General features: G+C 76.2%; 13 protein-coding genes. 9 read left to right on the plus strand and 4 right to left on the minus strand.

Going from position 1 to position 21,379, the window contains the following annotated elements; all coding sequences use genetic code 11:
• The 5 genes from ACYVJ4_RS01865 to ACYVJ4_RS01885 all read left to right on the plus strand — a co-directional run.
• A partial coding sequence (locus tag ACYVJ4_RS01865) for a DUF6603 domain-containing protein (RefSeq protein ID WP_460458409.1) occupies positions 1 to 4,963 on the plus strand: 4,963 nt, incomplete at its 5' end.
• On the plus strand, positions 4,963 to 7,047 hold the full coding sequence (locus ACYVJ4_RS01870) for a hypothetical protein (RefSeq protein WP_460458410.1): 2,085 nt from the start codon (positions 4,963 to 4,965) through the stop codon (positions 7,045 to 7,047). The genes ACYVJ4_RS01865 and ACYVJ4_RS01870, both read left to right, overlap by 1 nt.
• The gene (locus ACYVJ4_RS01875; RefSeq protein ID WP_460458411.1) at positions 7,044 to 8,096 is read left to right on the plus strand and encodes a hypothetical protein; all 1,053 of its coding nucleotides are present in this window, start codon (positions 7,044 to 7,046) and stop codon (positions 8,094 to 8,096) included. Before ACYVJ4_RS01870 ends, ACYVJ4_RS01875 begins: the two co-directional genes overlap by 4 nt.
• Positions 8,093 to 12,286 (plus strand): hypothetical protein, encoded by a 4,194-nt coding sequence (locus ACYVJ4_RS01880; RefSeq protein WP_460458412.1) that lies wholly within the window; start codon positions 8,093 to 8,095, stop codon positions 12,284 to 12,286. Before ACYVJ4_RS01875 ends, ACYVJ4_RS01880 begins: the two co-directional genes overlap by 4 nt.
• Positions 12,287 to 12,519: 233 nt before the next feature.
• The gene (locus tag ACYVJ4_RS01885) at positions 12,520 to 16,197 is read left to right on the plus strand and encodes a hypothetical protein (RefSeq protein WP_460458413.1); all 3,678 of its coding nucleotides are present in this window, start codon (positions 12,520 to 12,522) and stop codon (positions 16,195 to 16,197) included.
• Positions 16,198 to 16,204: 7 nt separating this feature from the next.
• Here the strand turns inward: ACYVJ4_RS01885 and ACYVJ4_RS01890 are convergent, their stop codons facing one another.
• The gene (locus ACYVJ4_RS01890) at positions 16,205 to 16,543 is read right to left on the minus strand and encodes an MmcQ/YjbR family DNA-binding protein (protein WP_460458414.1); all 339 of its coding nucleotides are present in this window, start codon (positions 16,541 to 16,543) and stop codon (positions 16,205 to 16,207) included.
• 48 nt (positions 16,544 to 16,591) lie between these two features.
• Between ACYVJ4_RS01890 and ACYVJ4_RS01895 the strand changes: the two genes are divergently transcribed.
• Together ACYVJ4_RS01895 and ACYVJ4_RS01900 are read left to right on the plus strand one after the other, a co-directional pair.
• Positions 16,592 to 17,014, plus strand: a complete 423-nt coding sequence (locus ACYVJ4_RS01895; protein ID WP_460458415.1) for a DUF1810 domain-containing protein — start codon at positions 16,592 to 16,594, stop codon at positions 17,012 to 17,014.
• A gap of 47 nt (positions 17,015 to 17,061) precedes the next feature.
• Entirely contained in the window at positions 17,062 to 17,598 is a 537-nt protein-coding gene (locus ACYVJ4_RS01900; RefSeq protein ID WP_460458416.1) for a DinB family protein, read from the plus strand.
• A gap of 12 nt (positions 17,599 to 17,610) precedes the next feature.
• Here ACYVJ4_RS01900 and ACYVJ4_RS01905 read toward each other — a convergent pair whose 3' ends face one another.
• Together ACYVJ4_RS01905 and ACYVJ4_RS01910 are read right to left on the minus strand one after the other, a co-directional pair.
• Positions 17,611 to 18,021, minus strand: coding sequence for a VOC family protein (locus ACYVJ4_RS01905; protein WP_460458417.1), 411 nt, complete (start codon positions 18,019 to 18,021; stop codon positions 17,611 to 17,613).
• Positions 18,018 to 18,638, minus strand: coding sequence for a dihydrofolate reductase family protein (locus tag ACYVJ4_RS01910; RefSeq protein ID WP_460458418.1), 621 nt, complete (start codon positions 18,636 to 18,638; stop codon positions 18,018 to 18,020). Before ACYVJ4_RS01910 ends, ACYVJ4_RS01905 begins: the two co-directional genes overlap by 4 nt.
• A 106-nt stretch (positions 18,639 to 18,744) precedes the next feature.
• Here ACYVJ4_RS01910 and ACYVJ4_RS01915 point away from each other — a divergent pair, with 106 nt between their 5' ends.
• On the plus strand, positions 18,745 to 19,341 hold the full coding sequence (locus ACYVJ4_RS01915; RefSeq protein ID WP_460458419.1) for a GNAT family protein: 597 nt from the start codon (positions 18,745 to 18,747) through the stop codon (positions 19,339 to 19,341).
• 22 nt (positions 19,342 to 19,363) lie between these two features.
• Here the strand turns inward: ACYVJ4_RS01915 and ACYVJ4_RS01920 are convergent, their stop codons facing one another.
• Entirely contained in the window at positions 19,364 to 20,578 is a 1,215-nt protein-coding gene (locus tag ACYVJ4_RS01920) for an MFS transporter (RefSeq protein ID WP_460458420.1), read from the minus strand.
• Positions 20,579 to 20,725: 147 nt separating this feature from the next.
• On the opposite strand from ACYVJ4_RS01920, the gene ACYVJ4_RS01925 reads away from it, so the two are divergent.
• Positions 20,726 to 21,328, plus strand: a complete 603-nt coding sequence (locus ACYVJ4_RS01925; protein ID WP_460458421.1) for a hypothetical protein — start codon at positions 20,726 to 20,728, stop codon at positions 21,326 to 21,328.
• The last annotated feature ends 51 nt before the right edge of the window (positions 21,329 to 21,379 follow it).

Genomic DNA, 21,379 nt, shown 5'->3' on the forward strand with positions numbered 1-21,379 from the left:
CCCGGCCGCCGCCACGACCGCGGTGCAGGTGGCCGGGCGCGTCGTCGCGCGGGCCGGGCGGGCGCTCGGCCTCGCGACCGGGGTGCCGGCGGTCTTCACCGCTCCCCCGCTCGCGGCCTTCGCGGCCGACCCGGCGGCAGCGCTCGCGACGCGCTCGGCGGCGATCGTGTCCGAGGGCTTGGCGCTCGTGGTCGACGCCGTCGAGGCCGCGCTGGGCACGTCCCCCGACCGGCTGGTGGAGTCCTCCGGCGGCCGCGTCGCCCTGACCCTCGGACCGGTCGACCGCCGGGTGGTGCTGGGCTGGGCGCCCGGCACCGGCACGGTCGACGTCGCGGTGCAGGTGGCGTCGCTGCCCGGCGTGGGCAGCGCGGGAGCCACCGTGCGGGTGGGGTCGGGCGGGGTGGAGCTCGTCGACGTCCGGGTCGGGCCGGCCGAGGTGGCCCTCGAGGGCGTGACGCTGGCGCCGTTCGCGCGGGTGGCGGCAGGGTCGAGCCTGCCGTCGCCGACCGTGGACGTCGGGCTCGGCGCGGGTGGCGACCTGCGGCTGCTGGTGCGCTTCGCGGCCGACGGCGTGCACCTGCTGCAGGCCACCGGGCCGCTCGACGTCCCGACGACGTCCGACGCGGCCGAGGACGTCGCCCGGGCGGTGGTCGCGGTGCTGCTCGACGTCGCCGGCGGCGTGGTGCTCTCGGTGCAGGCCGTGCGCGACGCGCTCGCGCAGCCGGTGCTCGGCGCGCCCGTCAGCGACCTGCTGGACGGCGTGCTCGTCGCCACGGGCCCGCTGCGCCTGGCTCCCGGTCTGGCCTCCGACGTCACCGACCCGATGGCGCTGCTGCGCCGGCTGGCGGTGCTGGTCGGCAACGTCGCCGACGCGATGACCACGCCTCTGGTCATTGCGGGCACGCTGTCGGTGCGGGTCACCAAGGGCGGCAGCGGCGGTGACACGCTCGGCCTGACGCTCGCCGTCGTCGGCGACGAGTGGGTGCTGAACCCCGGCAGCGCCGACGTCCAGGTCGGGCTCGTCACCGACGCGTCGTGGATCAGCCCCGCCGTGCCCGCGGGCATCACGGTGGAGGCGGTGCGGCTGCCGGCGACCGGCCCGATCGCGTTCGCGCCCGGGCTCGTCGTGGGTGGCGTCGGCGTGAAGTTCTCGCGCGGCTCGGGCCCGCTGCTGGACTCCGTCGTGACGATCGACGCCGTGTCGCTGCTCGGCTTCGGCGTCGTCCGGGCTGGCACCTCGGGTGGCGTCGACCTCGGCGGCGGGGCACGGGTCGAGCTCGCCGGCCTGGCGATCCCGCTGGGCGGCGCGAGCGGCGGCGACAACGCCGTGGCGCAGGGCGTCATGCCGTCGGGCGGCAGCGGCAGCGACGGGCCCAAGCCGCGGTTCAGCCCGGCGCTGGCGGTGCAGAAACCGCCGGGCGGCGGCGTCAAGGTCAGCTTCAGCGCGGGCTCGGGCGGTGGCCCGTGGTGGCTGTCGATCCAGCGCGAGTTCGGACCGATCTACCTCGAGCAGGTGGGGCTGGCGGTCGCCCAGGACGGCAGCACGATCCAGAGCATCGGCGTCCTGGTCGACGGCAAGGTCTCGCTGTTCGGGCTGTCGGCCTCGGTCGACGACCTCTCGATCACCTACCGGGTCGAGGGCACCGGCTCGCCGTTCGACCCCTCGCGCTGGAGCGTGGACGTCGCGGGGTTCGCGATCACGGCCGACACCGGCGGGCTCACCCTGGCCGGCGGGCTGCGCAAGTTCACGCCCGCCGAGGGCGGCAGCGAGTACCTCGGCATGCTGCTGGCCCGGCTGGGCGTCTACGGCATCACCGTGTACGGCGGCTTCGGGCAGGTCGGCCCGCCCGGCGACCAGTACAGCGCGCTGTTCCTCTTCGGCGCGGTCAACGGGCCCATCGGCGGGCCGCCCGCGTTCTTCGTCACCGGCATCGGCGGTGGCTTCGGCGCCAACCGCGGGCTGGTCGTCCCGTCCGACCTCTCGCAGTTCGCGAGCTACCCGCTGATCAAGGCGCTGGACCCGGCGGCGCGCGCGGGCGACCCGTTCACCGAGCTGGCCCAGGCGCGCGGGTACTTCCCGGCGCGCCGCGGCGAGTTCTGGTTCGCGGCGGGCATCTCCTTCACCTCCTTCGCCCTGGTCGACGGCGTCGTCGTGGTGGCCGTCTCGTTCGGCGGTGGCTTCGAGCTGAACGTGCTGGGCCTGGCCCGCATGGCCCTGCCCCGACCGCAGCTGTGCCTGGTGAGCATCGAGCTGGCGCTCGTGGCCCGCGTGTCGACGCGCGAGGGCGTCGTCCTGGTGCAGGCGCAGCTCACCGACAACTCGTGGCTGATCGCGCCAGCGGTGCGGCTCACCGGCGGGTTCGCGTTCGCGGCGTGGTTCGCGGGGCCGAACCGCGGCCAGTTCGTCCTGACGCTGGGCGGCTACCACCCCGACTTCCACCGCGACGGCTACCCCGTCGTCCCGCGGCTCGGCCTGACCTGGTCGATCGGCGACCTCGTCACGGTCAGCGGCGGGTCGTACTTCGCGCTGACCTCCGAGGCCCTGATGGCGGGCATGAAGGTCGAGATCCACGCGCAGATCGGCCCGGCCTGGGCCCACCTGGTGTTCGGCGCCGACGGCATCGTCTTCTTCGACCCGTTCTGGCTGTCGGTCACGATCTACGCGTCGATCGACGCCGGCGTGACCATCGACCTGTGGTTCGCCACCATCACCATCTCGGTGCATCTCAGCGCCCGGCTGACCGTGACCGGCCCGCCGTTCCGCGCCGTCGCCCACTTCGAGGTCGGGCCGGTCGGGCTGACCTTCTCGATCGGACCGGACGACAACGAGCCGAAGCCGATCAGCTGGGCGGCGTTCGTCACCAAGTACCTCGAGGAGGCCGCAGCGGGGGTCGGTCGCGCGTTGACCACGGTCACCGGGGCCGGGGCGGTGCCGCCGAAGGGCGGCGCCACCAGCGGCGGCGAGGTGTCGCCCGACGGCCAGCCCGACCGCCCGTTCAAGGTCGTCGCCGAGTGGACCGCCACCGTCACCTCCACCGTGCCGGTGCGCGAGCTCGCGCACGCCGCGACGGTCGAGACCATCACCACCAGCCACAACCTGTGGGTCGCGCCGATGGGCCCGGACGGCGCGACGACGCCGCGCGTGACCCTGCGGGTGCGGCCGCGGCTCACCAGCGGGGCCGGCGCGGGCGGGCCGGACACCGCCGCCCTCGACCGGGTCGGCGGGCTGGGCGTCACCGCCCAGCGCGACGGCGCGTTCCCGGTCGGCGCCTGGGGCCCCGTGCAGGACAAGTCCAAGCCGGCCGTCCCCGCAGGCGAGGTCATCACCGCCGCCGACCGGGTCGAGCTCGTCGCGACCGCCCGCATCCCCGGCACGGGCCAGGGCGAGACGCCCCCGCCCGCGATCCCCTACCGCCAGGTCGAGACGGGTGCGCGCCGGGTGCTGCCGCTGCTGCCCGGCGGCCGCAGCGGCACGATCGACACGCTGGTCGACGGCTCGGCCGGCCTGCACGCCGCGCTCGTGGCGGCCCAGGACGCCAGCGCCCTGGACGACGCGCGGTTCGCCGAGCACCTGCTGACCTCCCGCGGCGGCCGCAGCGACCTGGACGTCTCGGCCTGGTCGGCGCAGCTGGCCGCACCGGTGCTGCTCGGCTCGCTCGGCGAGGGCCTCGGCGGACCCGCCCCGGCCGCCACCGTGCGCAGCACGAGCGTGCCACCCCGGCCCGACGTCGTCCTGATGGCCCCGCGCGTCCTCGCGGTGCTGGCGAGCGGCCAGGCGCGAGCGTCGGGAGCGCTCGCGGCCGGCCGCGCGGACGTCGTGGTGCGCGGCACGTCGGTGTCGGCCGACCTGCTGCGCGCGGTCGTCGACACCGTGGACGTCGCGCGCGTGCAGGCCCCGACCGCAGCCGCGACCGCCGACCGGCTCACCGCCGCGCTCCCGGCCCGGCTCGTCCACGCCACGTCCCAGGCCGTGGTCGGCAAGCGCACGGTCGTCGCGGCCGGCGCGCCGCCGGTGACGTCACCGCCCACGGTCGGCACGGCGGCGCTCGCGGCGCGGGCCGCCGGCCCGACCGCGCTCGACCGGCTCGAGCAGCGCACGAAGGAGCTGCTCGGCGGCAAGGGCCAGGTCGCGGACGGCGAGGTGCTGGTGCTCGAGCTGCCGGACGCCGACCGCGACACCTCGCCCGACGACCGGCCCCGGCTGCGCTGCCAGGACGGGCGCGTGCGCGTGGCGGTGCTCGCGGCGGCCGGGCAGACCGTCGCCGACGTCGAGCTCGGCGCGGGCGACGTGGTCGCGGCGCCGCCCGGTGCGCGGTCGGTCGTCGTGGTCGGCGGACCTCCGCCGGCGCCCGACGCCTCGCCGTGGACCGTCAGCGGCGGGTGGACGGCGACCCGTGCGCTGCCCAGCGCCACGGACGGCCTGCTGCTCGCCGACGGCTGCGTCGTCGACGTCCTCGACCGGGTGCCGGTGCGCGGCACCGACCCCGTCCGGGCAGCCTGGACGGCGCCGTCCGAGCTGATGGGGGCCGAGCGCGCGGTCGTGACGACGTTCGCGGTGCCCGGCCGCACCGACGACCGGCTGGCCGTGGCGGCGGTGGCGGTCGCCGTCACGGGCGCCGACGCCAGCGGCCTGGCCATCGGCCTCGGCGGGGCGCGGCAGAACGGCACGCCGCACGTCACGACGGACGCCTCCGGCGCCAGCGTGCTCGTCGTCCCGGTCGCTCCGACCGACGAGAACCGCGTCGTCACCGTGACGGTGGCGGCCGACCCCGAGGTGGCGACGCGCGACCTCGTCGGCCTGGTCGCGGTGGCCGGCAGCGCCGAGCAGCTGAAGGAGCACGGCGCCCAGGCCGCCGCGGACTGGCTCGCGCAGTCGGTGGCGCAGGGCGGCCTGGCGCACCTCGTCGACCCGCCCACCGTGCCCGGCCCGCACGTCTCGACCGTCGCCTGGGAGGTGCCCTGATGGCCGCCCTGCCCCCGCCGGGCACGTTCCGGCTCTACCCGTTCGCCCGCCCGCCCCTGCCGGCCGGGCCGTACACGCTGACGGGCGAGGTGAGCGGGCTGCCCGGCCCGGTCGAGACGATGCAGACGGCGTTCGACGTCACCGCCCCGCGGTACGCGCTGCCGCCCGACCAGGTGCTCTCGACCTTCCCGCCGGCCAGCGCGCGGGGGTCGTTCACCTCGCGCCTGCCGCAGGTCGTGCTGCGCCGTCGCACCCTGCCCTGGGAGCGGTCGACGAAGGCGGCGGACGGCACGCCGCTGGCCGGCCTCACGGACGCGCAGCTCGACGTGACGACGCCGCGTCCCTGGCTGGCGCTGGTGCTTGTGGCCGAGGGCGAGGGCAACCTGTTCGACGACGTCCCGGTGGCCTCGACCGTCACCAGCCCGCTGGTGCTCGGGGGCGACGCCGACGTCCCCAAGGGCACGTGCCTGGAGGTGCCCGAGAGCGTGGTGGCGAAGATCTTCCCCGCGCTCGAGGACCTGCCGATGCTCTGCCACGTGCGCGAGGTCGACCTGCGCGACACCGAGCTCGCGCTCGGCGACGACGACGGCTGGATGGCCGTCGTCCTGTGCAACCGGCTGCCGCAGGCCGGCACGAAGTACACCGCGTGCCTGGTCAACCTCGAGGGCCAGGACGGCGAGCTGCCCGTCGACCCGCCGGTCGCGCCCGAGTACGACGTCCGGGCGCAGGTCTTCGACGCGACGCTCGCCCAGTCGCTCCTGTCGTACGCGGGCGGCAGCACCGACGCCTCGGGGATGGGCCTGGTGCAGCACGCGAACCTGGTGCAGCAGAACGGTTTCGCGGCAGGAGCGCCCGCGACCGCGCCCGCGGCCTCGGCGGCGGACGCGCTCGACGCGACCCACGCGGTGCGCTTCCAGAGCGCGGCCTCCACCGGCGCCGGCTGGACGACGTCGCTGCAGTCGTCGAAGGCCAGCGCGGCGACGGAAGGCCTGCAGTACAAGGCGTTCGACGACCTGGCGGTCGTCGGCACCGGTGTCGGCTACGTCGTCCCGTGGCACCTGGTCGAGCGCACGGTGCGCTTCCCGGTACTGGTGAGCTGGTCGTTCACGTGCACCGACGCGGGTGACTTCCAGTCGCTCGCCATGGGCGTCAGCTCGCGGCTGCTGGGGCACGTGCCCCTCGGTCCCGAGACGCCGGACGGCGCGCCGCTGCCCGACGGCACGCCGCCGTACGGCGCGCCGACCGAGCCGCCCACAGCCCGGCCGCTGCCGCTGGTCGCGCCCACGGGTCACGTCGAGACCGCGCACGAGACCCGCCGCGGCGAGCAGACGACCGCGTGGTTCCGCGGGCCGCTCGTGCCCGACCCGGTGCAGCGGACGGCGAAGCGCGACGACGGCCGCTACCCGCTCGCCCACCACAGCGACCAGCTGCGCCGCGTCACGCCCGACGGCCGCGAGGACCTCACCTACGCCGCGGCCTACGAGATCGGACGGCTGCTCGCGCTGTCGCAGCCGAGCGTCGTCGCAGCGCTGGGCCGGTGGCGGCGCGAGCGCTTCTCGTCGGCGCTGACCGCGGCCGTGGCCGACCGGGTCGCGCAGGCCGCGCCGCCCGCGCTGGCCGCGCTGCTCGCGACCCCCGACCCCTACGTCGACAAGGTGACCGACCTCGACCTCGGCGACCTGCCCGGACCGCCCGTGCCCGACGACCCGCGCCGCGCGGCCGGTGCCGGACGACGGTTCGCCCGCGGCCTGCTCGCCGCCCTGGGCGACGCCCCCGAGGACGTCGCCCGGGCCGTGCCCGCGGCCCCGCCCGGGTTCGCGGTCGACGAGCCGGAGGCGCTCTTCGTCAAGGGTCGCGACCAGCGGCTGGCCCGCGGGTTCGCCCTCGACGTGGCGCTCGACGGCGACACGGCCCAGGTGGCACAACGGCTCTGGGCCGCTCCGGTCGCGACGGGCGAGCGCGACGTCGAGGTCGACCGCGCCACCGCTCGCACCGCGATGGAGGACCTCGCCGCCCAGCTGGTCGAGACCGCCACGGCCTTCGAGCGGCAGCGCGGCCGCTCGTTCCTGCGGAGGCAGCCATGAGCCAGTACGACCTGGTGGCGAGCAACCAGCTGCTGTCGACCGTGGTGTCGGTCGCCCTGGCGCAGATCTACGCCGAGACCACCCCGTCCGTCGTCGAGGACGCGCCCGACCCCGGCCCGCGTCGCGTGCCCCGCGACCTGCGGATCTGGCTGGCCCGGCTGCGGCTGCTCGAGGCCGTGCCGTTCAGCCACCTGGTGGCCGACACCAGCCTGCTGCCCGCCGAGTCGATCCGGTTCTTCCACGTCGACCGCGGCTGGACCGACGCGCTCGTCGAGGGCGCGCTGGGCGTGGGCACCGTGACGACGTCCGACCGCGCGGTGCTCGAGCAGATGTACCCCGTCGTGCGCGACGAGGTCGACGAGGCCGAGCGGCTGGTGCGGCTGCCGGGCTGGACCCGGGGCGCGGCGGTGCCGTCCGGCCCGGCCGGACCGGTCACCGGGTTCCTGCTGCGCTCGCGCATGGTGTCGGGCTGGCCCGGCCTCCACGTCCGCGCGTACGGCAAGGACAACCTGGCCGTGTCGCCGAAGGTGAAGGACAGGGACGTCGACGAGGGCGACGACGTGCGGCTGGCTCGCTTGCCGCTGCTGCGCATGGAGCGCCTCGCGCCGGCGGTGCTGCTCGTGCTGGTCGACGGCTTCCCCCAGGTCGTGCACCTCGAGGAGCCGCGCTCCGGCGTCCAGTACGGCATCGACCAGGAGCCGGTGCCCGGCGGTTACAAGGCCAAGGTGCCGCTGCGCGACGTCCGCACCGGCGACCGCGTCGAGCCCGAGAAGAGCGCCGACGTGCCGTTCCGCAAGGGCGCTCCCGGCGTCCTGCACCTCGCGACGCTCGCCCAGCGGTTCAAGGCCGGCGGCGACCCGACGCACGTCGGCACCGACGTCGACGCGGCCGAGTTCGGCATCCAGATGCTGCAGTTCCCGTGGCGCGCGGTGTTCGGCGACCAGACGCTGGCCGACCCGGACGCCGCGGTGATCGAGCTCGACGCGATGTTCCGGCCGAGCATCGCGTTCGCCGAGCTCGAGCAGCGCTTCGTGCAGGTGGACCCGTGAACGCCTACTCGCCGGAGGCGATGCAGAAGCTGCAGACCGCCGAGTCGTACAGCGTCGCGGGGCGGCTGGGCGTGGTCGAGGGCGTCCTGGAGACCTGGGACGGCGAGCTGCTGCGCGAGCCGCGCGTGTGCGTGCCGGTCGACGTCCAGGCGCTGGTGGTGCCCGAGGCCGACCCCGCGGGCAGCGAGGGCGTGCCGCTGGTCGGCGCCCTCTCCCCCGGCCGCGCCCCGCAGGACGGCGACGCCGCCCACGACACCGTCGCCGGGCCCGAGCCGTTCGCCGCCCCGACACCGCGCGAGCCGGGCGTGCACCTGCACTGGGCGCTGCCCGACTCGTTGCTGAGCGGCACGCTCGCCGACCCGACCGCCAGCGCGGTGGCCGGTGCGCCGTCGTCCGGACCCCGCCCGGACGGCGGCGGCTTGTCGCTCCCCCCGCTGCCCGACCGGTGGCTCGTGCTGCGCCTGGCCGCCGCGGCCCAAGGCCCGGTGGCGGTGCAGACCGGCTGGGTGCTGGACGCCGGCACCGGCCGCGCGTGGCCGCTGCCCGCGTGGACCGGGGACGTCACCGCGGCCGGCTTCGACGAGGTGGCCGGGACGGCCGTCGTGCCGCCGGAGGGCCTGACAGGCACCGCCGGCGGCACCCTCACCTGGACCGCCGGGTACGACGCCGCGTCGCGCCGGTTCGCGTTCCACGACCCGCTCACCGACCTCGCGCAGGACCCCACCCTCGGCGGGTCTCTGCCCGGCGGCCCCGAGGGCGGCCGCGCCACCTACGTGGTCGTGGGCTGGTGGTCGCGGGGCGACCTCGACCCGCTGGACGAGGTGCGGGGCAGCGCAGCGCTCGACCGCCGGCTCACCGCGCTGGGCTGGTACCGCGACCCGCTGCCACCGGCGTCGTCGTCCTCGGCCGACCCGTACGTCGCCGTGCCCACGCTGCCCGGCACCACCGGCAAGGTCGCGCTGGACGACGTCGGGCTGATGACCGCCGTCCGGTACGGCACGGCGTCCTCCACGATCGGGACGGCGACCGCGCTGGCGTTCGCGCCCGGACTGCTCGGTGGCGCGAGCCTCGGCCGGTACGACGCGGTGCTCGACGGTCCGGTGCGGTACGTGCCGCCGGCCAAGCCCCCGCGACCCGAGGCGTCGACGCTGCTGCACGGCGCCGTCGTCGGCGTCCCGGTGAGCAAGGACGGTCTGGTCGAGCGGGTCACCGCCGCCGACCTGCGGCCGCCTGCCGGCCGGGCCGAGCTGGCGCTGGGCGAGCACCTCTACGACGCGGTCGCCGCGCTCACGGCCCGCAGCGCCGCGGCCCGCCTGGGCGTCACCGGCGCCGAGGACCTCGCGGTCGTCGAGCGCCTGGTGACGGCATTCGTCCAGCACGCGCTGCAGCGGGTCACGGATCCCGGTGGCGCGGCCGAGATCGACGCCGACGTGCACGCCGAGGGCTTCGCGACCGTGGCGTCCGGCGAGCCGCCGCTGACCGACCGGCTGGTCGACGGCAAGGTCGCGGTGCCCGGCCGCGGACGACGGGTCGGGCACGTGTCGGAGACGCTCGGCCACCACACGGTGACGATGACGCAGGGCTACACGAAAGCCGTTGCGGCGCAGACGCTCGTGGCCACCGAGGGCGTGGCGGCGACGGCAGAGCGCGCGTCCGCCCGCACCCTCGACGCGCTGCCGACGGCCACCATGCGACCGACCGGCGCGGGCTTCGCGGCCGCCGTCGGCGGGGCGCGCGCGGCGAAGGCCGGGACGTCGACCACCGCCTCGATCTCGTCACCGGCCGCGGCGTCGGTGGCGGCCGCAGCGGCACCGCGCGTGCGCACCGAGGACCGCCCGTCACCGCCCCGCTACGTGCCGTCCGACCCCTACCTCGCGGTGCGCGGTGCCGGGCGCTCGCTGCGCCACGGCGGGGACGGCGCGTGGAGCTCGCAGGGCAAGCTGCTGGTGCGCCACGCCAGCCAGCTGGTGCCCGACTACCACGGGGTGCTGCCGGGCAGCGCCGTGCTGGCCGCCCTGCCCTCGGGTGCCGTGCCGGCCGAGGCGAGCGCGCTCGCCCGCGAGGCACTGCTGCTGTCGCCCCACCTGACCGCGTGGCTGGCCCGGCGCGCGGCCGAGCGGTCGGGAGCGTCGTCCGACGCGGTGCTCTCGGCCTACGCCGGCCGCTTGCAGGCCGAGATGCTGCTGCGCTTCGACAGCAGCGGCGCCTACTCGACGCGGGCCGGCACCGCGGCGGTGTCCGACCCGGTCGTCGACGCCGTCTGGCGCCCGGGCGACGTCGACGCCGACGCGGCGCGGATCTCGGCGTCGCTGCGCGAGCACTCCTTGGCCGCGGGCGTCGAGCCGAGCCCGGTCGGCATCACGGCGTGGGCGCAGCCGTGGGCGCCGCAGTGGCTGGAGTTCGAGGTCGAGGTGGCGTCCACGGGCGTCTCGCCGGCGACCACCGAGGGCTGGCGGCTCGCGACCACCGACCTGCTGCCGAGCGAGGGGTCGGACCCGTCGTCCGCACCGGTCGTGCGCACCTGCGTGGCCCGCGTGCCGCTCACCACCGGCTCGGCGAACGCCGTCGGCGGCGCGGTGCAGGAGTACCTGGCCGACGAGGCCAAGCGCGACACCAAGGGCGTCGGCGAGGTCGACGGCACGATGGCTTCGCGGCTGTCGGTGCTCGCTCAGGTGGCCGGCTCACCCGACCTGCTCGGCGCGGTGCTGGACGGCGTGCGCCAGCGCGTGCTGGGACTGCCGGCCCGTGCGGTGCAGGGCAAGGCGGCGGACGGCACGGCGCTGCCCCAGGTGCCGGACGACGTGCCGGTGCTGCTGCTGGCCGGGCAGCTGCGCGTGACGCGCGCCCGCCTGGTCGACGCCTTCGGCCGGGTGCTCGACCTGGACGCCACCACGGCCGCGGTGCCCTCGCGGCTGACGGTCGACGGATCGCCCGGAGCGGTGCGACGAGCGCCGCGCTTCGCCGCCCCCGCACGGGTGCGGCTGCGCCTGGTCGACGCGGCCACCACCAGCCCCGAGGGGGCGGTCGACGCCCGGGTCGACGAGGCCGACGCCACGGGCATGGTCAACCCGGTCGCCGGGTTCCTGCTGCCCGACCACGTCGACGAGTCGTTCGAGGTGTTCGCCACCGACGGCACGCCGCTGGGCGAGCTGCTGGTGAGCGGGGCAGCCGGCCCGGACGGCGGCGGCGTGGTCTGGGAGCCGGCGCCCGGGCGACCGGTGCCGGTGGACGCCCCGCCGGCGACCGGGCTGGGACCGCAGCAGGCGGTGCTCGCCGCGGTGGCGTCCGGCCTGGTCGCCGCCGACGCGAGCGCGCGGGGCGGACGGCGCGCCGACCCGGACGACGACTCGGCCCTCTCGGCGCTGCTGCGCGCGGTCGACACGACGTTGTGGACCGTCGACCCGGTGGCCGCGGCGGGCTCGGCCGAGCTGGCCGCGATCGTGGGACGGCCGATCGCCGTCGTCCGCGCCGTGGTCGAGGTCGACGTCGCCGACGACCTGCTCGCGCTGGCGCTGGACGACACCGACGGCCCGGCCGGCCGCGGTCCGCGCGGGCGCGAGTACGCCGCGCTCGCCGGCGTCGAGGTGCCCGTGCGGCTGGGCGAGATCACCCGCCCGGACGACGGCCTGCTGGCCTGGTTCGTCGACGACGACCACTCGCGCGTGCACCTGGTCGACGCCGCGGTCGCCGACCTGGCGCGCGAGGCCGGACCGGGCCGCGGGCACCTGGTGACGTACGGGCAGACGCCGGTCGAGCCCGCGGTGCAGCCGATCACCCACCCCTACGTCGACCCGCACAGCGAGCTGGTGCTGCGGCCGGGTGTGCCGCGGCTGCTGACGCTGCTCATGGCGCCCGGTGCCGCGGTGCACCTGACGAGCGGGTTCGTGCCGCGCAGCCGGGTGGCGCTGCAGCGTTCGTGGTTCGCAGCCGGGCTCGACCGCCTGGTGCCGAGCATCCGGGTCGGTCCGGTGCTCGTCGACCCGGGCGATGTCCGGCTGCCCCTGGTGGCGGCGCTCGGCGAGCACCAGGTGCTGACCACGCGCGAAGGGCCGCTGGGCTGGCGGGACGACGCGATCCTGGCCGCCGGCTCGTCCGCCCTGCTGCCCGACCGGGCCACGGTGCTGCGCGAGGGCTGGGTGCGCGTCGACCCCGATCCCGAGCCGGCGCCGGACGACGGCGGTGCGTCGTGAGCGACCGGTACACCTGGGCCGTCGACGGCAAGCGCGGCCGCACCGGCTCGTCGGGCGAGCGGACGTCATGGCTCGTCGGCCGGTCGGCGCCGCCCGAGTCGGCCGCCCCGCCCGCACCTCCGGGCGGGGGCGGCGGCGGAGGCGGCGGAGGCGGCGGAGGGGGCGGCGGAGGAGGCGGCGGAGGCGGTGGCGGAGGAGGCGGCGGCGGAGGAGGCGGCGGGGTCGCGGCTCCCTTGGCCAGCGCCGACGGGCTGTGGCAGCCGGTCGGCCCGATCACGAGCGTCCGCGGCGTGGTCGACTCCGACGTCCGCGTCACCGGGCGGGTCAACGGCCTGGCGGTCTCGCCCGACGGCCAACGGGTGTACGCCGTCAGCGGGCTGGGCGGCGTCTGGTACTCGGGTGACGCGGGCGCGCGGTGGGAACCGGTCGGCGCCTGGCGCACGACGACCGACCGCAGCACGCTCGCGCCGTCGTCCCACACGTTGTCGGGCGGGGCGATCCACGTGCGCTTCGTCACCGGGGTCGGCGACGACGAGGTCTGGGTCGGCACCGGCGAGCCGGTGCCGCCGTGGGCGCGCGACTCGGGCGTCAGCGGCGGGTACGGCGGCGTCGGCGTGCTGCACAAGGTGGGGCCGGTGCAGGCCGCGCGCACCGCGCCGCTCGGCGACCCGTGGGACCCGGCGCAGGCCGTGCCCCGGCCGGCGTCCGGGGCTGACCCGGCGTACACCGGGCTGCGCGGTCAGGGCGTCTTCACGTTCGCGGTCGACCCCACCGACGCGCGGCACCTGTTCGCCGCGACGACCGCCGGCCTGCACGAGCACCGGTCGGGCGTGCCGGCGGGCACCGACCCGTGGCGGCTCATCACGGTGGCGGCCTGGGAGGCCGTGGCCGCGGGCCTGTCGGCGACCGCGTTCGTCACGGACGTCGCGTGGACGCCGGCCACGGGCGCGCACGGCCACCGGCTCTGGGCCTGCCTGGTCGACGCGACCACCGGCGGAACGGACCTCTACTGCAGCACGGCCGGAGCGGCGTTCGTCCGGGTCCCGCTGCCCGGGCTGAACGCCGCCGCCACGCGGCTGGTGCTGGCCGCGCAGCCCGCGCACCCCGACGTCCTGTACGTGCTGGGCAGCGGCCCGGCGCTGTGGCGCGTCGACGGGACGACGACCCCGCCGACCGCGCAGGTCGTGGCCAACCTGCCGGGCCGGCTGTTCGGCACGGCGGCTCCCCCGCAGGACTCGTCGTTCTACAACATCGGCGCGGCGCTCGACCCGACGAACAACGCGCTCGTCACGATCGGCGGCGGCGCGGTGGGCAGCCCGATCGACCTCGCGACCATCGGGGCGACGAGCCCGTCGTGGGCCGCGGCGCTCTACACGGTCACCGTGTCGGCCACGGGCGCCCCGCCGCCGGCTGCGCCGTTCCAGACCAGCTACGTCGCGGGCGACGCCAACGATCCCACCTGGGTCGGCTCGGAGGTGCACGCCGACGTCCACGCCGTGGTCCGGCAGACCGTCGGCGCCGCCACCCACGTGTGGGTGGGGTGCGACGGCGGGCCGTTCCGGTCGACCCGGGGTGGGGTGCTCGGGACGTTCGTCGCGCGCGGCAACGGCATGGTCGTCACCGAGCCGGGCTTCCTCGCCAACCACCCGACGTCCCCCGGGGTGGTGCTGGCGGGCATGCAGGACAACGGTCCGCAGCTGCGCATCGGCAGCGGCGTGTGGCGGCAGGTCACGCGGTTCGGTGACGGCGGCGGGGTGGCCTTCGACCCCGGCGCACCAGGACGGTTCGCGGCGCAGTGGGTGCGCTCGACGTGGGCCGACGACTCGGGCAGCCGGCTGACGCCGACGCACCGGCTCGCGACCGGCGTGGCCAGCGCCTACGCCCTGGAGGACGGCCAGTCGCGCTTCTACTGCAACGCCGCCGTGGTGCGGACGAGCCCGGCCGCCCCCGCGACGCCCGAGACGCGGCTGGCTGTCGGCACCGACCGCGTCTGGTACTCGACCCGATGGGGCCGCAGCCACTGGGACGGCGCCTTCTTCCGCCGCAGCTGGGTCACCCTGCCGAGCGCCACCGATCCGCGAGCGAGCGACAACGCGACCCCGGCGGCGCTGACCACCGACCAGCTCGCGCCGGGCATCGCGCCCTGGGGCTCGACGCAGTTCTTCCCCGGCGTGCGCGCGCTGCGCTGGCGCGACGACAACCGTTTGATCGCGTTGACCCGGGGCAGCCTGCACCAGCTCACGCACCCCGGCGGGCCGGGTGCGTGGGCCGCGGCCGTCGTGGCGACCCGCACCGCGGTGCCGGTCGCCGGGGTGCCGGCGGTCGTGCCGGCGCCCGCGGCGGGGCCGGGACTGCCGGGCTTCGGGGAGTACAACGACGTGGGGGTGCACGACCCCGCGACGGGCAGCTGCTACCTGGCCACCAGCCACCCGCTCGACCCGGTCTGGTGGTGGGACGGCGTCGGCACCTGCCACCCCACCACGCTCGGCACGCTGCCGAAGGGCACCCGAGCCCCGGCGTACGCGATCGCCGTCGACCCGGCGAACCGCAACGTCGTCTACGCCGGGACGACGATCGGCGTGTGGCGCGGCGTCATGACGCCCGGGGTCGGCGCCGCCCCACCCACGTGGGACTGGACCGCGTTCACCAACGGCCTGCCCGAGGCCGCGGCGCAGGACCTCGCGATCGCGGTCTACCCGCGGCCGGGCGGGCAGCCTCCCCTGCGGCTGCTGCGGGTGGCGATGCAGGCGCGCGGGACGTTCGAGGTCGACCTCGACGCGCCGGCGGCACCGCAGACGTTCGTGCGCGTGCACCCGTTCGACACCCGCCGGGTGCTGCCCTCGCCGACGGGCAACCCGATGTTCACGGCTGGGGCACCGCGCCGCTCGTGGTCGCTGGACTGGGCGCAGGAGCGCAACCGCGACCACCGCACGGGCGGCGGGCTGCCGCGCGCCCACCCGGACGGCACGCCGGTCGCGTCGTTCACCTGGCACTCCAGCCCGGACGTCGTGCTGCGGCCGACGCCGGTGTCGGGCGGCGGTGTCGCCCTGCCGGCGCCGGCGGACCTGCCCTGGACGGGTCAACCGGACGACCGGTTCGCGCTGTGGTCGCTGCAGACCGCGGTGCGGGCGCTCGACCCGACGGTCTTCCCCGACGCGCCGCACGTCGTCCCCGACGGCCGGTGGTCCGACTGGTGGATCCGCCGGCTGCGCACGATCCGCACGACGATGGGGCTGGCCAACCCGGCGGCGGCCACCCAGGTGACCGTCGACGCCGGGTTGTGGAACGACGCGCGCGTGCAGGCCGCGATGTGGGCCGTGCCGTGGGCGGACGGCGGACCGAACGAGGCCGACCTGCTCGAGCGCGTGGTGGGCATGGCGACGCCCCGACCCGGCGGGCCGTCGGCGGCCGCGGTGCGCACCGCGAGCGGCGCCGTGAGCCGGGGGCGCTGGCAGGTCGACGTCTGCGTGCACCACCGCGGCCTGGCCGCCGCGGCGGCGAGCGACACGGCGGTGGTGCTGCTGCGCACCGTGATGCCCGGGACGCCGGGCGACTGGGCGACGGTGGCCGCACCGTCCGTGGCCGGGCTCGCGGCCGCGCTGGACGACCTGCCCGCCGACACGTCGGGCGGTGCGGCGCCGAACGCGCTGCCCGGGTACGCCCCGCCCGCGGGGTGGGCCTTCGTCGACGCCGCCCGCCCGGCGCGGCGGCCGTCGTCCGCGACGTCGGTGTGGTCGCCGTCCGTGGTGACGTTCGACGCCGACTTCAGCGCCGACCCGGCGCTGCGCGACGTCCTCGTGCTGGCTCTCGTGCACCACCGCAGCGAGGCCGTCACCCTGGCCGCGGGCGGGTTGCGGGACGCCGTGCTCGGCTCGTCGCACGCGGCCGCGCGCACGCTGCGGGTGACGTAGCGCCGGCTCAGCCGAGGACCTCGCGCGCCACCTTCTGCGGCACGACCATGCGCCAGGCCTCGAGCACCAGCTCGCGGGTCTCGTCCGGGTCGAGCGCCGCCGTGCGCGCCTCGACCCAGTGGAAGCGCAGGTCGGACCCGCGCGGCAGGAAGAACACGTCGGGGCGCTCGGCGACGAGGGCGGCGCGCTCGTCCTTCGGGAAGGCGAAGCCCATCTCGGTCTCGTCCTGGCTGAACGCGACGTAGACCAGCGAGCCGACGCGGAACTTCACCCGGTCGCGCACGAGCACCTCGGTGCTGCGCGGCAGACCGGCCAGCACCGCCCGGACGTCGTCGACGGTGACCACGAGGCTCATCCTGGCCCACCGCACCGACAACGCTCGTACGGTGGACGCGTGACCGACCTCGAGCGCTTCGTCCGGGCCCAGGACGACCACGCCACCTACGCGCACGCCCTCGACGAGCTGCGCGCCGGGCGCAAGACCAGCCACTGGATGTGGTTCGTGCTGCCGCAGCTGCAGGGTCTGGGCCGGTCCGACACCGCGCGCTACTACGGCGTGCAGGGACGGCTCGAGGCCGAGGCGTACCTCGCCCACCCGGTGCTCGGCGCGCGGCTGCTGGAGTGCGCCGAGGCGCTGCTCGCGCTCGACCAGCGCGACCCGGTGCGCGTGCTCGGCGCCGTCGACGCCATGAAGCTGCGCTCGTCGATGACCTTGTTCGAGGCGGTGTCGGACGACGTGCCCGCCTTCGCAGCGGTGCTCGACCAGTACTTCGCCGGCGAGCGCGACGACGCGACGCTCGCGCTCCTCGAGGGCTGACGAAATCGGCTGGTTCGTCCGCGCCGGCTCGGCCTAGGGTGCGCGGCATGCCGACCCCCCGCGTGGACCCGCCGATCGCCGACCCCGAGGTGAGCACCCTGCGGGGCTTCCTCGACTACCACCGCGACACGTTGCGGATGAAGACCGACGGCCTGGACGCCGCCGGGCTCGCCGCGGTGCACCCGCCCTCGACGTTGACGCTCGGCGGGCTGCTGAAGCACGCCGCCCTCAACGACGACTGGTGGTTCTGCCGGGTGCTCGAGGGACGCGAGACCGAGCCGGACTGGGTGCCGGCGGGCGCGTTCGAGCAGGACGAGGACTGGGAGCTGTCGTCGGCCCGCGACGACAGCCCCGAGGAGCTGCGGCGCATCTTCGACACGTCGCGCGCGGGCGCCGACGCGGCGATCGACCGCGCGCTGGCCAAGGACGGGCTCGACACGCTGTCGGTCGTGACCAGCCCGTCGCGCGGCGGTCAGGCCTTCACCCTGCGCTGGGTGCTGCTGCACATGATCGAGGAGTACGCGCGGCACAACGGCCACGCCGACCTGCTGCGCGAGGCCGTCGACGGCACCGTCGGCGAGTGACCGCCGGGCCGATCACGCGAGGTCGGCGCGACTCATGCCGGCGGCGTGGCCGGGCGGCCACTGCACCAGCTCGACCCGGTAGCCGTCGGGGTCGTTGAGCCAGCTGGTGAGGAACGTCTCGGTGCCGTCGGGCGAGGTCGGCGCCTCGGCCTCGACGCCCCGCGCGGCGAGCCGGGCCACGACCTCGCGCAGGTCCTGGACCTGGACGACGAGGTGGTTGATGCCCGTCGGCCGCACCGGCTCGGCGTCCGGGTCGTGCACGAGCTCGAGGCTGACGAACTCGTCGTCCGGGAGCTGCAGCATGGTCAGGCTGCCGAACGCGGTCTCGGGGACCGTGCCGAGCACCTCGTAGCCGAGGGCGCCGTAGAAGGCGAGCGAGCGGTCGAGGTCGGTGACGCGCAGGCCGACGTGCAGCGTCCTCACGCGGACGCCCCGGGGTCCGGCTTCGCCACCGGGAAGAGCAGGTGCGTCACGCGGTCGCCCTGGATGCAGGTCGTCGGGTCGGCCAGCAGGACGTCGTCCGCCGCGGTGTCGCCGAAGTAGCGCCGCCCTCGGCCCATCACCACCGGGACGAGGTCGACGGCCGCGGCGTCCAGCAGGCCGGCGTCCAGGCACTGGCCGGCGATGGTGCCGGCGGCGACGCCGACGACGCGGTCGCCGGCGATCTCCTGCGCCTTCGCCACCGCGGCCTCGATGCCCTCGGTCACGAAGTGCAGCGAGGCGTCCGGGTGCTCGTCGACCCACTGCTGCGGCACCTCGTGCGTCAGGACGACGACCGGGACGCCCATGGTGTGCGTGCCGCCCCACCCGTCGGTGACGTCGAACAGCGTGCGGCCGACCACGATGCACCCGACGCTGTCGACCCACTGCTTCCAGTGGTCCGCGCTCGCGGGCGAGACGTGGAACGTGATCCGGTCGTCGACCGTGGGCAGTTCGACGGACCCGTTCTGCAACCAGTCGAAGAGCCGGCCGATGGTGTTGTCGTCCTTGGCGATGTAGCCGTCCAGCGACATCGACGCCGATGCGATGACCTGCCCCATGGTGGTTCTCCTCCGTCAGCCGTTGCGGTTCACCAGGGCAGACCGGCAGGGTGAACCGAACTCATCGGTGACGGGGCCGTCGCAGTGGTTCGAGAGGGAGGGACGCGTGAGTGCATTCACCTGGCTGCCCGCGAACGAGGCGACCACCGACGACGTCGAGGCGGTGTTCGACACCGGCGGCGCGCGCAAGTGCCGCTGCCAGGCGCTGAAGGTGCCGGGGTGGATCTGGCGCGACACCACCCAGGCCGAGCGCGACGCCGCGCTGGTCGAGCAGACCGCCTGCGGCACAACCGGTCCGACGTCCGGCCTGATCGGGTACGTGGACGGCGAGGCGGCCGGCTGGGTGGCCGTCGAACCGCGCGAGAACTACCCGCGGCTGTGGAGCCGCAAGCAGCCGTGGATGCGCATGGACCCCGAGCTCGAGGGCGTCTGGTCGGTCACCTGCTTCGTCGTGCGCAAGGGTTTCCGCCGCGAAGGGCTGACCTACGAGCTGGCCCGGGCCAGCGCGGAGTTCGGCGAGCAGGTCGGGGCGCGGGTGCTGGAGGGCTACCCGATCGAGCCGCCGCCGGGCAAGACGGTGATCTGGGACGAGGCGTCGGTCGGGCTGCTGCAGGTCTTCCTGGAAGCGGGGTACGAGGTCGTCGCCTCCCCCACCCTGCGCCGCCGCGTCGTCCGGCGGGAGGTCGTCCCGGCGTCCAGCTGACGGCACGCGCCCCGAGACCAGATCACGAGGGGGTGGGGGCTCGGCGGGTGAGGAGCGTGACGGCTCCGCCGGCGACGAGACCGACGAGCGTCAGGACGCCGACCGAGGCCGCCGTCGCCGTCCAGCCACCGCGGTGCCACGCGGTGCCGACCAGCGCGCCGAACAGGCTGGAGCCCGCGTAGTACGCCAGCACGTACAGCGCCGACGCCGTGGCCGCGGGCGGCCGCGCCACCGCCGGCGCCCAGCCCGACGCCACGGCGTGCGCGGCGAAGAAGCCCGCGGTGAAGAGCACCAACCCCACCACCACGAGCACCAGCTGGTCGGGCAACGTGAGCGCCAGCCCGACCAGCATCAGCGCCCCGCCGGCGGCCAGCGCCACCGGGCGACCCGACCGCGCCGCCAGCCGCCCGGCCAGCGCGGACGACGCGGACCCGGCCAGGTAGGCCAGGAACACCAGCCCGACGGTCGCCGGCTGCAACGAGAACGGCTCCCCCGCCAGCCGGAACGTCAGGTAGTTGTAGACCGCGACGAAGCCGCCCATCAGCGCGAACGGCACCACGAGCAGGGCGAGCAGCGCCGGGTCGCGCAGGTGCACCAGCACAGCGCGCCCGGCGGACGACGGCCCGGCCGACCCGTCGTCGTCCATCACGGGCTCGGGCAGCAGCCGCCAGAAGACGGCCGTCGCCACCAGCGCCCCGACCGCGAGGACGCCGAGCGCCCAGCGCCAGTCGGCGACGTCCGCGACCGCCGCGGTCAGCACCCGTCCGCTCACCCCGCCAAGCGAGTTGCCCGCGACGTACAGGCCCATCGCGGGAGCCAGCCCGTCGGCGTGCACCTGGGCACCGACGTGCCCCATCGCCGTGGCGACGACGCCCGCCAGCACCAGACCGGTCGCACCGCGCAGCGCGACGAGCACCCCGGCGGACGGCGCCACCGCAGTCGCCGCGGTCAGCACCACGGCTGCCACCAACGAGACACGCATCGTCACGACCCGCCCGAACCGTTGCGCCACAGCGGAAGCAGGCAGCACGGCGAGGGCGAGCGCTCCGGTCGCGGCCGACACGCTGAGGCTCGCGACCGTGGGGGTGACGTCGAACGTCTCGGTGAGCTGCGGCAGCACCGCCTGCGTGCCGTACAGCAGCCCGAACGCCGCGAGCCCCGCCACCGCCATCGCACCGTTGAGCCGGCGGAAGCCGCTCGTGCCCGGGCGGTGCAAGGCGTGGTCGGCGGCGGTCATCGCCGTCCATCATCCCCGGTCGACACCGTTCACGCGGTTCGGGGACCTACGTCCCAGGTGCACCCACCTCGGCGGCGGCAGGGTCGGAGGTGCCGAAGAACGGCAACGGAACCGGGGCGACGAGCCCCCGCAGCACAGGAGCAGACCATGCGACGCAGGACCCTCGACGCCCTCCTCACGACCGGCGGTGCCGTGGTCACCGTCGTCCTGGCGGTGGCGGCCGTGCTGCTGTTCTGGGCCGGCAGCTTCGCCAAGGACAGCGTCTCCCAGCAGCTCTCGGACCAGCGCATCACGATGCCCTCGGGCGCCGCCATCGACGACCCGCTCATCAAGCCGTACCTGCAGCAGTACGCGGGCCAGGAGATGACCACCGGCGCCCAGGCCAAGGCGTACGCAGATCACTACATCCTCGTGCACATGAACAAGGCCGGCGGCGGCCAGACGTACGAGGAGGTCAGCGGGAAGTACATCGCGATGTCGAAGGACACCTCCGCCGACCCGGCCGAGGTCAAGGCGCTCGGCGACCTGCGCCAGACGCTCTTCATGGGCAACACCTTGCGCGGCCTGCTGCTCAACGCCTACGCGTTCGGCACGTTGGCCACGATCGCGCTGTGGGCCGCCGTCGCGAGCGCGGTCGCCGCGCTGCTGATGCTGGTGCTCACCGCACTCGGTTACCGGCACCTGCGCCACGTGCCGGCCGAGCAGGAGGTGCGGCTGGGCGGCGCCGCGCCCTCCCCCGCCATCGCCTGACCGCAGCACGCAGCAGGACGACGCAGCAGGACGACGAGGGCCCCGACCGCG

This window comes from Angustibacter peucedani, from assembly GCF_054779595.1.